The organism is Ornithinibacillus sp. 4-3, from assembly GCF_040958695.1.
In the GTDB taxonomy this organism is placed as follows: Bacteria; Bacillota; Bacilli; order Bacillales; family Amphibacillaceae; genus CALAMD01.
This window is the reverse complement of the sequence record NZ_CP162599.1, coordinates 220,518-235,298: the sequence shown is the minus strand read 5'-3', so window position 1 is coordinate 235,298 and position 14,781 is coordinate 220,518. Positions and strand designations below refer to the sequence as shown.

15 protein-coding genes are annotated in these 14,781 nt (G+C 34.4%); 4 read left to right on the top strand and 11 right to left on the bottom strand.

All coding sequences use genetic code 11. The features are described 5' to 3' along the window. Positions 1-48: 48 nt before the first annotated feature. The 4 genes from AB4Y30_RS01230 to AB4Y30_RS01215 form a co-directional block, all read right to left on the bottom strand. A complete protein-coding gene (locus AB4Y30_RS01230; RefSeq protein ID WP_368653718.1) occupies positions 49-1,125 on the bottom strand; it encodes a hypothetical protein in 1,077 nt (358 codons plus the stop codon). Then, entirely contained in the window at positions 1,082-1,858 is a 777-nt protein-coding gene (locus AB4Y30_RS01225; RefSeq protein ID WP_368653717.1) for a MerR family transcriptional regulator, read from the bottom strand. Before AB4Y30_RS01225 ends, AB4Y30_RS01230 begins: the two co-directional genes overlap by 44 nt. Before the next feature lie 305 nt (positions 1,859-2,163). Next, positions 2,164-3,789 (bottom strand): diguanylate cyclase, encoded by a 1,626-nt coding sequence (locus AB4Y30_RS01220; protein ID WP_368653716.1) that lies wholly within the window; start codon positions 3,787-3,789, stop codon positions 2,164-2,166. Positions 3,790-3,991: 202 nt separating this feature from the next. Then, complete coding sequence (locus AB4Y30_RS01215; RefSeq protein ID WP_368653715.1) at positions 3,992-4,633, bottom strand: DUF3885 domain-containing protein; 642 nt, start codon at positions 4,631-4,633, stop codon at positions 3,992-3,994. A gap of 168 nt (positions 4,634-4,801) precedes the next feature. Between AB4Y30_RS01215 and AB4Y30_RS01210 the strand changes: the two genes are divergently transcribed. The 3 genes from AB4Y30_RS01210 to AB4Y30_RS01200 are packed head-to-tail and all read left to right on the top strand — an operon-like array spanning position 4,802 to position 8,380. Then, positions 4,802-6,049, top strand: coding sequence for an MFS transporter (locus AB4Y30_RS01210; RefSeq protein ID WP_368653714.1), 1,248 nt, complete (start codon positions 4,802-4,804; stop codon positions 6,047-6,049). Positions 6,050-6,053: 4 nt separating this feature from the next. Further along, positions 6,054-7,337 (top strand): alkaline phosphatase family protein, encoded by a 1,284-nt coding sequence (locus AB4Y30_RS01205; protein ID WP_368653713.1) that lies wholly within the window; start codon positions 6,054-6,056, stop codon positions 7,335-7,337. A gap of 11 nt (positions 7,338-7,348) precedes the next feature. Next, positions 7,349-8,380, top strand: coding sequence for a DUF418 domain-containing protein (locus AB4Y30_RS01200; protein ID WP_368653712.1), 1,032 nt, complete (start codon positions 7,349-7,351; stop codon positions 8,378-8,380). A 104-nt stretch (positions 8,381-8,484) separates the two neighbouring features. Here the strand turns inward: AB4Y30_RS01200 and aguA are convergent, their stop codons facing one another. The 3 genes from aguA to AB4Y30_RS01185 are packed head-to-tail and all read right to left on the bottom strand — an operon-like array spanning position 8,485 to position 10,250. Further along, positions 8,485-9,582, bottom strand: a complete 1,098-nt coding sequence (gene aguA, locus AB4Y30_RS01195; protein ID WP_368653711.1) for an agmatine deiminase — start codon at positions 9,580-9,582, stop codon at positions 8,485-8,487. 9 nt (positions 9,583-9,591) lie between these two features. Beyond that, positions 9,592-9,789, bottom strand: coding sequence for an amidohydrolase family protein (locus tag AB4Y30_RS01190; RefSeq protein ID WP_368653710.1), 198 nt, complete (start codon positions 9,787-9,789; stop codon positions 9,592-9,594). Continuing rightward, positions 9,786-10,250 carry an SRPBCC domain-containing protein gene (locus tag AB4Y30_RS01185; RefSeq protein WP_368653709.1) on the bottom strand — a complete coding sequence of 155 codons (465 nt, stop codon included), beginning with the start codon at positions 10,248-10,250 and terminating at the stop codon, positions 9,786-9,788. Before AB4Y30_RS01185 ends, AB4Y30_RS01190 begins: the two co-directional genes overlap by 4 nt. Before the next feature lie 315 nt (positions 10,251-10,565). Between AB4Y30_RS01185 and AB4Y30_RS01180 the strand changes: the two genes are divergently transcribed. After that, positions 10,566-11,720 (top strand): hypothetical protein, encoded by a 1,155-nt coding sequence (locus AB4Y30_RS01180; protein WP_368653708.1) that lies wholly within the window; start codon positions 10,566-10,568, stop codon positions 11,718-11,720. Positions 11,721-11,788: 68 nt separating this feature from the next. On the opposite strand, the gene AB4Y30_RS01175 is transcribed toward AB4Y30_RS01180, so the two are convergent. The 4 genes from AB4Y30_RS01175 to AB4Y30_RS01160 all read right to left on the bottom strand — a co-directional run bounded on the left by AB4Y30_RS01175 (position 11,789) and on the right by AB4Y30_RS01160 (position 14,697). Continuing rightward, complete coding sequence (locus tag AB4Y30_RS01175) at positions 11,789-12,670, bottom strand: IS3 family transposase (protein WP_368653707.1); 882 nt, start codon at positions 12,668-12,670, stop codon at positions 11,789-11,791. Between the two features lie 8 nt (positions 12,671-12,678). Next, entirely contained in the window at positions 12,679-12,975 is a 297-nt protein-coding gene (locus tag AB4Y30_RS01170) for a transposase (RefSeq protein ID WP_368653706.1), read from the bottom strand. A 105-nt stretch (positions 12,976-13,080) separates the two neighbouring features. Further along, complete coding sequence (locus AB4Y30_RS01165; RefSeq protein ID WP_368653705.1) at positions 13,081-14,190, bottom strand: VanZ family protein; 1,110 nt, start codon at positions 14,188-14,190, stop codon at positions 13,081-13,083. Positions 14,191-14,418: 228 nt separating this feature from the next. Beyond that, complete coding sequence (locus AB4Y30_RS01160; RefSeq protein ID WP_368655140.1) at positions 14,419-14,697, bottom strand: zinc ribbon domain-containing protein; 279 nt, start codon at positions 14,695-14,697, stop codon at positions 14,419-14,421. Positions 14,698-14,781 lie beyond the last annotated feature (84 nt).

The window sequence follows — 14,781 nt, the reverse complement described above, 5'->3', positions numbered from 1 at the left end:
AATTCTCTTATGCTAGGAAGGGAGTATTTTTATGTCTAACACAACAAGCTAATCTTGCTTTTCATCCGAAAATTGATTCTTCATCAAGTTTATTTGATCAATCATTTCATTAGGCTTATCTGCTCTGAAAACAACAGTATTAACATGCCTTTTTCTGCCATAAGCACCTTTCATCAAAACTGGCTCTTCTAATAAAATTTCATAATGTGGAGTATCCATATTCAACAATGAATAATAGGTCGTTTTCGGTATTTTCTCTCCAATTCCTCCTTGAGCTTGAGCCGTTTTAATTGTTTCTATATTTCTAATATCTAATTCAATACTGCTTTGGTAGCCAAGACGTACAATGAGCTTATCTCGATGAATAATATGAGGCAAAAACTTGGTAGAATTATAAAGGCCCACCATATAAAACAGTGCGTAAACATTTAATACGGTAAAAATCCATGCTGCAATAGTACTCCATAACTGAATAATAAAGTGAAGTGCCACTCCCTCTATAGCAAGGAGAATGGAAAATACAATGATTACAGTTTTTATTTGTGAAGTTTTATGGTATGTATATGCTCCACTCTCTTGTTTCTTTGTCTTCTTAAACCATACCAATACTGCGTAATAGAAAACGCTGACTTCTGTTAAAATGGCTTCTAGCACAAAACCATTACCCAATTTTGGCTCGAGTGCTTTCCTTATTACCTCCAGAAAATTATAACGCTTATTCAAATTAATTCTCTTATATCGAATAATGCTTTTCACAATACTATATACAACAAAAATGAAGATACTAACTTCCAATATAGGAATAATCCATACTAGCATTTGATTTAAAAAGGCTTTTTGGGAAGTTGGGATAATAACATAGGTAATTCCTAAACATAAAATAAATGATAAATAGACTAATAATTTCGGCATAGCTCTAGGACGTATCCAAAAGAAATAAATACTCAATGGGCATAAAATCATTAAAGCTAAAGTTAATAATATTACGACTAAACTACTAACATTATTTAAACGCAAAATAATATAGCTACTTATTATTACAATAGAAAGTATCATAAGTAAAATGGGTATTTGCAGTCGATTACCTTTTATATTTATCCCCTCCTTTGGTATTATTTTCCTCATTTAATATTCTTGAGGCTTCTGAAGCATAATCCTGGAGCCCTTTTGATATAAGGGAAAAATAATATGTTGAGCTTTCTTCTATCTTTAGCTTCTCTAGTTCTTCTTGATATTCTGGTTCGATAACTTTGTTTAGAATCTCTCCTAATTGCTTCATTAAGCTTTGAACTTCTATAGCATTCGGGGGAACTCCATGCTCATAAAAACCTTGTAGCTTATTTATAGCAATTAACAGCTCGCGCTCGGTATTCAACTTCTCCTCTTCAGACAGATGTTGCATAAATACCTTGTCAACCATTGGCTTAGAAAGTTGATTAGATAACCAATCTTCCTGTCTTTTTTCAATTTGAATCGAGTGAATTATCGCTAGCAGTAGATCGCTTTCAACCTCTTCGTGCTGAATAATTTCTTCCACCCTTGAAATTGTCTGAATTACATTATCTATTTCATCTCTTTTTTTCTTGAGTAGCTCTTTTTGTTTATTCAATGTATCATGCACACTATTTGTGGAATGTTTAGAAAGACTTTCAATAATTTCCTTCAAAGAAAAACCTAAATATTTAAGTGTTAAAATTTTTTGCATTTTAACAATATCTGCATGATTATATAAACGATGACCTTTTTCATTATAATTCGTTGGAACCAATACGCCCTTTCGATCGTAGTAACGGAGGGTACGCTCTGTAACACCAGTTAGTTCAGCAAATTTTTTTACTGTATACATTTTTTCATTCAAATCTATTCACCTCTATTCAAATAGAATTTTACATCATGACGTTAGGTCAACGTCAAATTTATCTTTAAGTGCGTGTTCAAAAAGGTCAGTAAAAAGGACCGAGAAGTTCAAGGCAGCGTAGCTTAGAGTAGCGGAATGTATGGTTTTAATACATGAGCAACGGAAAAGCAAGCTAACGCAGAAATTCGATGTGTCATTTTTATTGGACTTTTTGAACAACCTCTTTAACTATATCCCCTAAAGCAGAAAAACAGCTAGTATCCATAAAAAAGTCTTGGATACTAACTGTTTTTCTAATCTATGATTTAACCCTTTGTAAAAATACGTTCTGCTAAATTTAGAATCCGTGCAGACACTTCACCAATTTGAAACGGTTTTAAAATATAGTCATCTGCACCATTTCTAAAGGCCTCAAGTACATATTCTTCTCCCGTTCTACCGGTTAACATGGAAACAATGACATCTTTAGAAGAATACTTTTTACGGATTTCTTTTAATATATCAATACCATTCATGTTCGGTAGCATCCAGTCAAGTAGGATGACATATTTATATCCTGGTTCAAACCAATCTGCTTTTAAAAATTTAAGTCCATCATCAAAAGCTAATACTTCTATATCAATGAGGTCATTTTTAGGCAGCTCAGCGAAATGTCGGATGATGATTTGACGAATTAAATTCACATCGTCTACCACAATAACACGTAGCTTCACCTTGTTCTTCACCGTCTCTAAAGTAGGATTGAAGAGAACAATTCTATTTCTACCTGCTTCTTTGGCAACATAAAGGGCTTTGTCTGCTGCTTCAAAAAGCTTTTTCTCATGTGTATATTCATCATTAATATCCATAATCCCAGATGAGAATGTTGTTCGAAAAAACTTACCACTACCTATAAACATCTTCTTTTCAAATAACTGACGTAGTTTTTCAATAATAGGATGAGCTTCTTCTTTCGTCGTATTTGGCATAAGTAATACAAATTCTTCACCACCGTATCGACAGAAGATATCTTGAGAACGCTTCATGTCCATCACAAGCTGCGCAAATCCTTTCAATACCTCATCACCGATTAAATGTCCATGTGTATCATTAATCTGTTTGAAAAAGTCAAGATCCATAACAGCAACGGTAAATACATCCTTATTATTCTTATATTCCTCGGTTAGCGTATGTAACTGGCTTTCTAAGAATTTACGATTATATACTTGTGTTAATTCATCCATTAAAACCGCATATTCTAATTCTTTACGATAAGCAAGGCGATTTTCTACATAAGCTATTAAAATATCTTTATCAATAGGCTTTGATATAAAATCCATTGCTCCAAGCTCATATGCACGGACTTTATTCTCTCTCTCATTAAAGCTGCTAATAATTGTAATAAAGGTACGATCCTTTTTAATACTTTCTATATTATTTAATATGGAAAATCCATCTGTATCTGGGAGCATAATATCTAAAAAAACAATTGCAGGTTGTAGCTCATAAATTAATTCCAGACCACGCTTACCATTATGGGCAACAATTACCGAATAACCTTTTGCTTCTAATATATTTTTTAAATAAGCAATAAACACAATATCATCGTCAATAATTAGAATAAACTCTTTCATCATACTTTCTTTATTCGTCCATTTCTCTATTTCTGAAAGATTATTTTTATCATGGAAAGACTGCATTTCCATAAGCGGCCCTAAAAAGGCTGACCATTGCTTTTTGGACCATAGTTGTTCACTATCTCCATCTAGCTTTGCCAGCTTTTTTGTTGCAATTGTCATTAATTCTGTTAACCCAATCGCCCCTGCAGTTCCCTTGATTTTCTGTAAAAAGAAATATATATCTTTTTCAGTTACGGAATCTGTTTCGCTCCATGTTTGAAAGTTTTCACGTATGCGCTGGTACACTAGATTTCCATACTTTTCCAAATCCATTCTAATCTCCCCATCAACCTTGCATTTTGTTCTTCATAAAGTATATCGTACTTTATTACTAAAATGCAGGAAAAATATACAAAAACTCGACGTTTTTCTAACAATTTCGATAATAAATTCTAAATATTTCCTTTTAATAAGTTATTATCCATAAAAACCAAAGGGACTGGTAAATCTAGTAAAAATATGGAGATAAAACTTGTTAACGCTTAAAAACAGAATCAATCTGTTTACGATCATAATCTAATATCCAAGCATTGAATTGTTCATAGACATGGGTAATTTTACTTGTCTTTGCTGCTAAAATATCACAACCCTGATCATCATAGGCATAAAAAATCGTTTGTTTCGTTTTATTCACCACATATACTGGCAGTTGATACTGTGGAATAATACCCATATCCTGATTACAAATTGCCTCTAATAACTTATGCATGCGTATTTCTTTGACTTTACAAGGCAGAACAAATCGCGAGAAGCATCTCTCTTCTTCTGGTAAATCTATTTTCTCTAAGGTAAGTTTCTTTAATATTTCCCTGTTTCTAACATAAGGGAAAAATAAATTTTGATGCTTATGTGGTAACTTCTTCTTATCAAAAACCTTTCCTCCAGTTGCGTCAACCAAAAGAAAGATGTCATCCTCCTTATCATTAACCGCAGAAAATAATGTTTTCGCGCGGTGATATACTTGCTGTAAATATGGACTATTAGGATAAGCAAGCTCATGTGAATAATCAATCCCAAGCTCAAAACGCAAAGCCGGTGACCATTCATAAAATAATCCTGGTGTGAGACTTAACTTTGGGAAGTATTCGTTAAGAAATATGTTTAATTTTGATGTCATAGCTGCTCCTCTTTCCTCTGAATAATATTTTATTTTAACATGCTTTTTTGTAGTTCCTTTCACATAATAAAACTTATATATATTATAAATTTTCGAAAATTTCCTTATATAATTTACAAACAATAGTATAATCAAACTATGATTCCTTAATATAAAGGAGGAGATTTTTTGAAGCTAACAAAAGCGGAAAAGTCTTGGATCTTATATGATTGCGGAAATTCAGCTTATTCTATTGCTATTACAACAGCCTTGTTTCCTATTGTATTTGGAATGTTTGATGGGGTTAATAATATGGACCTCGGCTATTTCAACTCTCTTGCAAGTATTATTGTTGCTGTTTTAAGTCCTGTACTCGGCGCTATCGCAGATTATAAGGACAAGAAAAAACGTTTCTTTACATTTTTTGCAGCGTTAGGGATTTTAACAACATTAGCATTCACATTTATTCCACCAGCAAGTGGACAGTGGCAATTATTAATTATTTTATATGTACTTTCTTGTATTGGTTTTGCTGGAGCAAATGTGTTCTATGATTCATTTTTAGTTGATGTCTCTTCAGATGATCGCATGGATAAGGTATCAACAAGTGGTTATGCTTTTGGTTACATCGCAAGTGTTATTCCTTTTGCACTTAGCTTAGGAGTTATTTATTTTATGGGCATGGATTTAGCACTTGGTTATCAAGTTGGCTTCTTTATTACTGCATTATGGTGGGGGTTATTCACCTTTCCAATGCTTAAAGATGTCCATCAGCGTCATTTTATCGAACCAGACCCGAAACCTATTTCCAATAGCTTCAAACGTTTAGGATCTACATTTAAGGAAATTAAAAAGTATAAAGTTGTGTTCATCTTCTTAATCGCATACTTCTGTTATATTGATGGAGTGGATACGATTATTAAAATGGTTGTGCCATATGCAACAAGTGTACTTGGGCCAGATGCATTTGATACATTTATGCTATTAGGAATTCTATTAATCATTCAGCTCGTAGCTTTCCCATGTGCATTACTTTATGGGACACTTGCTAAGAAATACTCCGCTCGAGCAATGATTATCTTCGGAATTGCGACATATACCATTGTCTGTCTTGCAGCATTTTTCATTTCCGAATTATGGCATATTTTTATTCTCGGAATCATGATTGGTTCTGCTCAAGGTGGAATTCAAGCACTAAGCCGCTCCTATTATGGAAGAATTATTCCAAAAGAACGTTCGAATGAATTCTTCGGTTTTTATAATATTTTTGGTAAATTTGCAGCTATCATTGGACCATTTTTAATGTCACTGACAACTACAGTTACAGGAGATGCAAGATATAGTATTTTATCGATTATTCCATTATTTATCATCGGTTTAATTGTGTTCTTACTCCTACCAAAAGAAGACACTTATAGAAAAGAAATCATAGGGTGATTAAATGAAGAAAAATAAACATGTTATTGTTATTTCATATGATGCATTTTCAAAAGACAACTGGGAAAGTGCCAAGAAAAAGCCACACCTAGCAAAGCTAATTGCTAAAGGGGCTTCAACAACTCAAGTACGAAGCGTTTACCCAACATTAACCTATGTGATTCATAGCTCTTATGTAACAGGTGCTTATCCTAATAAGCATGGGGTTTTTCACAATAACCCTTTTCAGCCTTTTGTACCTGTAGATGATCAGGATTGGCATTGGTATCGTGACGTTATTAAGCTTCCGACCATTTATGAAGCGGCTACAGCAAAAGGCCTAAAAACGGCAAGTAATCTATGGCCAGTAACTGGAAAAGCCAAAATAGATTATAATATTCCAGAAATGAAAGCAGTGCGTGGGGAAAATCAGGCATTAAAAGTTTTAAAAAATGGTAGTAAGCTCTATTCAGCAATGATGGAATTAAAATTCGGTAAGCTTCGCGACGGGATTAAACAACCCAATTTAGATGACTTTACTACGGCCTGTGCTGTAGAAACAATTAAAAAGAAAAAGCCTCATTTATTACTCACACATCTAATTGATTTAGATGAGCATAAACATCATCACGGCACAAAGGCAGAAATTATTGAGGATGTAATTGAACGAATGGATAATCGAATTGGTCAAATCGTTCATGCCACATATGAAGCTGGGATTGCAGATGAAACAACCTTTATCATTATTGGAGATCATGGACAACTCGATGTCCATTATAAAGTATATTTGAATCGCCTCTTTAAAGATAATGGATTAATTTACGAAGAAAATGGTGAAATGCATTGGCGTGCTTATGTGCAAAGTGCAGATGGCTCAGCTTATTTACATGTGAAGGAAAATGATACAGAAGCAAAAGATTTTGCGTTAAAACTATTAGAAGAAGCTTCTAACCAGTCCAAATACGGTATTGAAGCAATTTATAATCGAAGCCAGCTAGAACAGTTTCATGTAGAGGATAAATTCGAGTATATGCTCGAAGCAAAAGCAGGCTATGCCTTCGCAAATGAACATGATAAAGAAGTTATTGTGGACTTACATGAAAACGGTGAAAGGCATGCTACACATGGTTATTCACCATATAAAAAGGGATATACAAGTAATTTAATTATTACAGGGCCAGGAGTAAAAACCAATTATCAGCTAAAAGAAGCAAATGTAGTTGACCTTGCTCCAACCATTGCACATATTTTAGAGTTAGATTTTAAAGCAGTGGATGGAAGGGCTTTAACTGAAGTCTTTGAAGATTAAGGACGTGCGCTATGAGAAAAAGATATGCTTCACTTGATATTATTCGCGGGATTGCATTATTTGGTATTTTATTAATTAATATCCCATCCTATGGACAGGGTTTTACGGATGACCTACCATTGCCTTCTATGATGCAAGGAAATATAGTTGATTTATTACTCGCTATCTTTGTTGAGAAAAAATTCTACACGATGTTTTCCTTTTTATTTGGTGTAGGTTTCTTTATTTTTGCATCCAATGCTGTCGAGCGCGGGCAAAGACCATTATGGTTATTTAGTAAAAGATTATTTTTCTTATTCTTATTTGGTTTAATCCATATTTTTATCTTTACTGGATCTATTTTAGTCATTTACGCATTAATTGGACTGATTTTATTACCATTCTTCCATCGTAGCACGAAAACCGTTGGGATTTGGCTAAGTGTATTAATCGTAGCCCATTTCACTATTGGTCTCCTATTGTACTTTCAGGTCATCCATTCAGAGTTATTCGATAGTAATGATTTACTTATTGTTGCGATTAGCTTTATCACAGGATTATTTTTCGGGAAAATGGGCTGGCTTGAAGCAAATAAACGAACCAGTAAAGCATTAAAAACAATAGCCTTCATTACTGCTCCATTATTTATTCTTGGAGGGATATTAATCACTCAAGCATATGGTGGAGAAATAGCAAAAGTAATGCAGATTTCTAGTATATTTGCATTACCAATGAGTTATTTCTATCTTGCTATTCTCTTTCTTATTTTTAATCAAGATAAGATGGCTATGCGTTTTGGTGGTGTTGGACTAGTTGGAAAAATGGCATTTACAAACTATTTGACGCAGAACCTACTTGGTGTCATGCTTATTTCACTCTTACAATTACAAGTTGTCACCTTCATAGAGTCCCTATGGCTTTCCGTTATTATTTATGGAATTCAGTTGGTTTGGAGTATACTTTTCTTTGAAAGATGGTCTATTGGTCCATTCGAGTGGATTTGGAGAAAATGCACCTATGGATTTAAATATCAGCCTCCTGAAGAAAAAATCGTTAAATACTAATTTTCTCTATTAATAATTATTCAAAAAAATCTCCCTTTCTTCAAAATGGAGTTACTACATAACCATTTTAGAAAGGGCGATTTTTTATAGACTTTATATGTTTATTATGGCTTTGGCTGTTGTTGTGTAATACAGTGAATATTCCCCCCACCAAAGCTGATTTCTCTTGTTTGAACTTGAATAATCTCTCTATCTGGGAAAATCTTTTGAAACATTCCTAGAGCTACTGTATCTTGGGGATCATCAAATGCAGGTAATATTAAACCACCATTACATAAGTAGCAATTGACATAGGAGCTTGCAAAGGTTAATCCTTCCATTCTTTGATAGCTATCAATAGCAAAATCAATTCCAGCACTTTCCTCTGCAGACATAGCTTGCTGAGTAGGAAGAGGTATTTTATGAATTTTAAGTTTCCTTCCTTTGGCATCTTGTGTGTTACTCAGCTGCTTATATGCATCCTGTAAAACCGTATAATTGGGATCATTGATATCATCCGTCCAGCTCATAACTACCTCGCCTGGACGGGCAAAAAATACAACTTCATCAACATGTCCATCTGTTTCATCATTAACCATGCCATTTTTTAACCAAATGACCTTATCAATGTTTAGATAATCGGATAATTTCTTTTCAATTTCCGCCTTTAACATATTCGGATTACGATTTGGGTTTAGAACACACTGCTCTGTAGTAATTAGGGTTCCTTCCCCGTCAACTGTAATTGCTCCACCTTCTAAAATGAAGTCCTGAGCATCATACCGATCAATTCGCTCTATGTCTAATACTTTTTGTTTTACTTGGCTATCTAAGTCCCAGGGGAAATATAATCCTTCATCAATACCTCCCCATGCATTAAAGCCCCAGTCTATTCCACGAATTCCCTCTTGATCATTTATTACAAATATTGGCCCAATATCACGCATCCAAGCATCATTAGATGACATTTCTACAATACGAATACTAGAAGGTAATATAGATCTTGCATGCTCATATTGCTTGGCAGACACACATATTGTAACAGGCTCAAATTGAGAAATTGCCTTAGCAACATTAGCAAACGCTTGCTGTGCAGGCTTAGCTCCTAGTCGCCATGTATCTGTTCTTTCGGGCCATAACATCCATGTTCCCGTATGTAGCTCAAACTCTCCAGGCATTCTATACCCATCAAATCTCGGAAAACTATTTAGTGTTTTAGACATTTTTCAACTCTACTTTCCATTATTTTTCTCATCATACAATACTTTCCCATCCATCATAGTTAAACTTACCTTTGCATCACGAATTTCTTCTGCAGGTATCTCAAAAAGGTTGCGATCTAATACAACGATATCAGCGCGCTTCCCTGCTTCAAGGGAGCCTATTACAGAAACAAATTCAAGAAAACAATAATGGAGTAAGTTGATCATTCCGTAAAGGCAGCGAGATTTTCCAATGTGGAGTTTAAACCAACATCATGGTCTTCCTTCCTTACTCCTTTGGGTACATTCTCACAAATAACCGTAACCTTTGTACCATTCGAAACAGGTTCCAATACCCAGCTTTGAATCATCTCACCTGAAAAGGCGGGATCATCCGAATCAAATATGATCGATTGCACAATTCGTTTATTCGGAATCAATTCTAAAAATTTTCCTTGCATTGCATCTGTGTTTTCTGATGTCTTACCACGTACGGGGTTAGATTCTTCATAGGTAAGAATAATGCTAAAAAATCCTCCTTCCACAGGATCAAATCTGTCGATATACCCTTTCATCCCCTGCGGTGGAAGCCACGAAATCATTGAATTTGGATCCAAAAAGGCCTGATAAATGTTTTGCGTAGATGAATTAATTACTCTTGAAGCAGAATCTGTTCTTCTATTACTCAAAAATAACCACTCCTTCTAGACTTTTAGTTATTTTTGAGTATAGCATATAGTGAACTTCCAAATTTCTTTTCGATTGCTAAGAATAAAGGAACTTAGTTATTAACTAGTAGACTTTAATAAACTACCTAAAGAAAAGACCATTCCAGCTTATTTATAATGATTGTGTCTTTTATACTAAACTGCACTTGCCCAACGCTTTTACGGTCGTTTTTCTGTAGATTTTTTGTTTAATATTTCCCTAAATCGGGAAATAAAAAATAATGTTTTTATATTTTTAAAAACAACTAGAAGATCATAATGTGGAAGGTGAAAGATATGAAGAAGTTTCAATGGTTAATCAGCATGATACTGATTATTTCCTTACTTACAGCTTGTGGAGATAAAGAAGAAAATTCCGGAAATGAAGAATCTCAAAATAAGCAGGAGGAAAGTGAACAGCAAGAAGATAGCGATATTCCAACTGATATACCCGAAGATATCTTTTTTGAAGCAAGTATGGTCGAAGATATCGTTCGTGATACTGGCCGTTTTATCGTGGAGGAATTTGGCTATCAGTCCAATGTAAATAGTGATATAAAAGATGGGCCAAATACTGTCGGGCTACAAGAAGTACATGGTTACTTAGGACGCTTCTATAATGAGTCAAGTTCGATTCGCTTTAATAATAATAGGATTGAAATGACTTTAATTGGCGAGCTTGGAGAAGATTATGATGATACATATCTAGATGCAATGATTCGTACGAAAAAACTATTGGATTTCCTCTTTACCTATAGCTCCGTTGATTTAGAATTAGTAAGTATTGATTGGTACTATCCTTATAAACTCGGAGCAGCGGATGATGGATATACACTTTATCCAGTTTATAGCACAAGCCTGTCTCGTGAGGAATACCAAGAAGGATGGGAAGATCTTCAAACAGATGAGATGACTTTAGAAAATATTCAAGTTCCACATATGATCGAACCAAAGGATGCACTGATTATGCCTTTTGTCGATGATTATGATCGTCATGATAAAGTTGGAGAAGAATATGATATGAATGGATTTAAAGCAACATTAATTGATGGAGAATATGTTGAGTCCATTAACGGAGAGACAGCGCAAGAGTATTGCTCTCAGACAAGGAATTGTGAAACATTTATTCGTCTTAACTTTAACATAAAAAATGAGCGTGATTATCCAATTACTGTAAGTGCTGATTCGTTAATTCGTTTTCCTTTTACGGATGGCGAGGAACAAGGTGCTTTCATGATGTATCCTGATCCTATCGAAGGTGTAGAAACATATGTCGAACTACAACCGGGTGAAGAAGCTATAATTAGTCCGCACTATCCGATGCAAGGTGATGTTGAATATCCAGGCATTACCCTTTCCACTGCTCATATGGATATTGATAGAGAATTACGCACCACATATGATGCGAGTTATATTTATACTTGGTTACTTGAAGATGTGATAAAAGAATAATGTATATAGCAATCACCTCCCTACTTGAACTGACCCCTGTCAAGTAGACAGGAATAAAAAAGCACAATTTATGCGACCTGAGTCCTGAAATGATAGGGACTCAGGTTGTTTAATTTCTTTTGGAAACGTTGATAGTTATAAAATCTAATGTATTTATTTACCGCATCTTTTACCTCTTTACCTATTTTGAATGAATATAAATTGAAACACTCACTTTTGAAGTGACTAAAAAAACTTTCCATACAGGCATTGTCCCAACAGTTTCCTTTCCTGGACATACTTGCTTTTATCTGATATTTTTTAAGTAGGTTGTTATATTGACGGGATGTATACTGGAACCCTTGATCACTATGCAAGAGGACTCCTTTTACATTCCTTTTTTTCTTTGCTTTTTCCAAGGTATCTATTACCAGTTTCAGGTCATTCCTTCGACTTACATGGTAGGCAACAATTTCACTGTTATATAAGTCTTTTATAGCTGATAGATATAGTTTTTGTCCGTTAAACATCAGGTAAGTAATATCCGTTACCCACTTTTCATTTGGCCTGGAAGCCACAAAATCCCTGTTTAGATGGTTGTCTGAGACTACATAGGCTTCCTTCTTTCCATAATATGGTTTCCTCTTTCGGATGACTGCCTGTATACCCATCTCGCTCATAAGTCGCTGTATGCGCTTGTGATTAATATGAAGGCCGTAAACCTTCTTTAGCCATACCTGGATTCGTCGATATCCGTAGATACCCTTAAGCTTTTTATGGCATTCCATGATTTTTTTCTTAATGCCTTCTTCCTCTATTTGCTTTTCTGTAAATGTTTCTTGTCTTTTTATCCACTTATAATATCCACCTTTTGATACTTGTGCTAGCTTACATAATAATTGAATAGAATAGTTCCCCTTAGCCATTTCATAGATTACTTCGTATTTCTTTTGTGTTGATACTTCTTTCATTCCTCCTTTCACTTCTTTAAGAGCTTTTTTAGCATTTCTACCTCGGCTTCTAAATATTTAATTTTTTCTTCAGGAGATTCAGGAAGGGCTCTCGGTCTGCCTTGACCAGCTCCTCTTGCCTTACCTCGTTTTTCCTCAAGTCCTTTTGTTCCCTCAGCCTTAAAGTGGTTAACCCATCTTCTTACTTGATTTTTATCAATTTTCATTTCTCTAGCTATTGTGTTATAACCCATCCCGTCTTTGAGGTAAAGGTTAACAACTTTCTTCTTAAAGTCGATATGATAAGTTTTTCGTTTCTTCCCCACAAAAAATCCCCTCCATAGTAGACAGATTAGCGTGCTTTCTTTTTTCTGTCTACTATAGGGGGATCATACCAACTGGAAGGTGATTGCTTTTTTGAAAAAATATAGTTATTGTTTATTTTTTCTTTCTATTGATATTTTTGAAAAAGCATTAAAATATGGTGCAGATGCTTTTTTAAGCCATTTTAACAGGACATGTAAAAAGATCATGAACCAGAAAAATCCAGCACTTAGTGTCATGAAAATACTTAATAATGTAAGCAGTAAATCATCTGTTTCAAAATCAGATAGGCTTGTTGCAAATCTCCCATATACATATGGAGCAATTAAAATAAAGTAACGCTTCACTAAATTCCACCATATCCCTACTTCTAACTTCATACGTACGCGCAAGATTAATCCACCAATTGTTATTCCTTTTGAAGAATATGGTAAAACAACAATGAGTAAAAATAACGTGAGCAAAACACTTACTATTTCAGAAAAGAAAAAGGCAATCAAACTAGCGATAAATGTAGTAGCAATGATGTTAATGAGCATCTCCACTAATTGGATACCATAAGATGCCTGGCTTTCCTGCCTATACTTTAAATCAGCCGCTTGAATTTTTGCTTTGGATGGAATAAAGAATAATAATATGGGTGCCAAGAAATATCCAATAGTTGCCCCAAGTGTATTTAACATTAAATCATCAACATCAAAAAAACGATATGGACATTCATAAATGCCAAAAATCCCTGTCCGCTGTGTTACTTCGAAAAATAATGATAATGCAAATCCAAAAAGGAATGCTACATACCATTTACCACGCTTTTGGAAATAAAATCTTAAATATACACCTAACGGAATCAAAAGAAAGATATTAAAAATGACTTGATATACACTACGTGCTCCAATCAATAACTTATATGTAGTAAAGGAATTCCAAACAACTCCTGTTTCTCTAGCAATATCATCTAAAAATTGAAATGGTTTTAGCTGTGAAAACATTTGATTTACCATATCACTACAATTTTCCATTGTTTGTGGCAGTGGTAGAATTACTAAAAAGAATGCTGTCATTAAATAAAAAAGAAAACTTACTAAAATAAATGAACGCCAGAAGTTAAAATAACCATGCTTTCGATATTGATAAATGATCCATGGTAACGAAAATAAATTTGCTAAAATGAAAAACACGGCTAATGAAGATAATATAGGAATTAAATGAATAGACAAGATACTCCTCCTTCTGTACTCATTTGATTACTACTAAGCCAACTGCACTATTTCAAAATATATAATTCACTAACTCATACTTGAACTACCCCCACTTATCGACCTCACATCTGATTGAAGTGGGAGATTCTTGGGAACAGGGCTTACTTGTTGACGTATTTCTTTGTCAACAGAGGTTTCTCTTATGAACCAAGCTATCCCCGTAGTCCCTACGGTTCTATATTTCATTTAAGCTGAGTTTAAGCTACTTAAACCCTCCGCTAAGATATTTTTACTAGCATTGATATCTCTATCGTACTGTGCATGACAAACAGGACAAGCCCATTTTCTGATTTCAAGCGTTTTCTTGCCAGCTCGATGTCCACAATCGGAACAGATCTGGCTAGACGGAAACCATCTACTTATTTTCACGAGTGTTTTATCGTACCATTTCGCTTTGTATTCTAATTTAGTTACAAAGGCAGACCAGGATAGTAGGTGTTTTGTCGATAGACAACCAACATTCATGTACCACTTATTTACCAAGTTATTGAATTTCTCGTTCTTTGAAGTGGGGGTTTTCTGTCAAAAACACGATAAATGACAAGCTAC

Coding starts and splice junctions, on each gene's coding strand:
- AB4Y30_RS01230 (WP_368653718.1), bottom strand. CDS start 1,125: ATGAGGAAAATAATACCAAAGGAGGGGATAAATATAAAAGGTAATCGA.
- AB4Y30_RS01220 (WP_368653716.1), bottom strand. CDS start 3,789: ATGGATTTGGAAAAGTATGGAAATCTAGTGTACCAGCGCATACGTGAA.
- AB4Y30_RS01215 (WP_368653715.1), bottom strand. CDS start 4,633: ATGACATCAAAATTAAACATATTTCTTAACGAATACTTCCCAAAGTTA.
- AB4Y30_RS01205 (WP_368653713.1), top strand. CDS start 6,054: ATGAAGAAAAATAAACATGTTATTGTTATTTCATATGATGCATTTTCA.
- AB4Y30_RS01200 (WP_368653712.1), top strand. CDS start 7,349: ATGAGAAAAAGATATGCTTCACTTGATATTATTCGCGGGATTGCATTA.
- aguA (WP_368653711.1), bottom strand. CDS start 9,582: ATGTCTAAAACACTAAATAGTTTTCCGAGATTTGATGGGTATAGAATG.
- AB4Y30_RS01190 (WP_368653710.1), bottom strand. CDS start 9,789: ATGATCAACTTACTCCATTATTGTTTTCTTGAATTTGTTTCTGTAATA.
- AB4Y30_RS01180 (WP_368653708.1), top strand. CDS start 10,566: ATGAAGAAGTTTCAATGGTTAATCAGCATGATACTGATTATTTCCTTA.
- AB4Y30_RS01175 (WP_368653707.1), bottom strand. CDS start 12,670: ATGAAAGAAGTATCAACACAAAAGAAATACGAAGTAATCTATGAAATG.
- AB4Y30_RS01160 (WP_368655140.1), bottom strand. CDS start 14,697: ATGAATGTTGGTTGTCTATCGACAAAACACCTACTATCCTGGTCTGCC.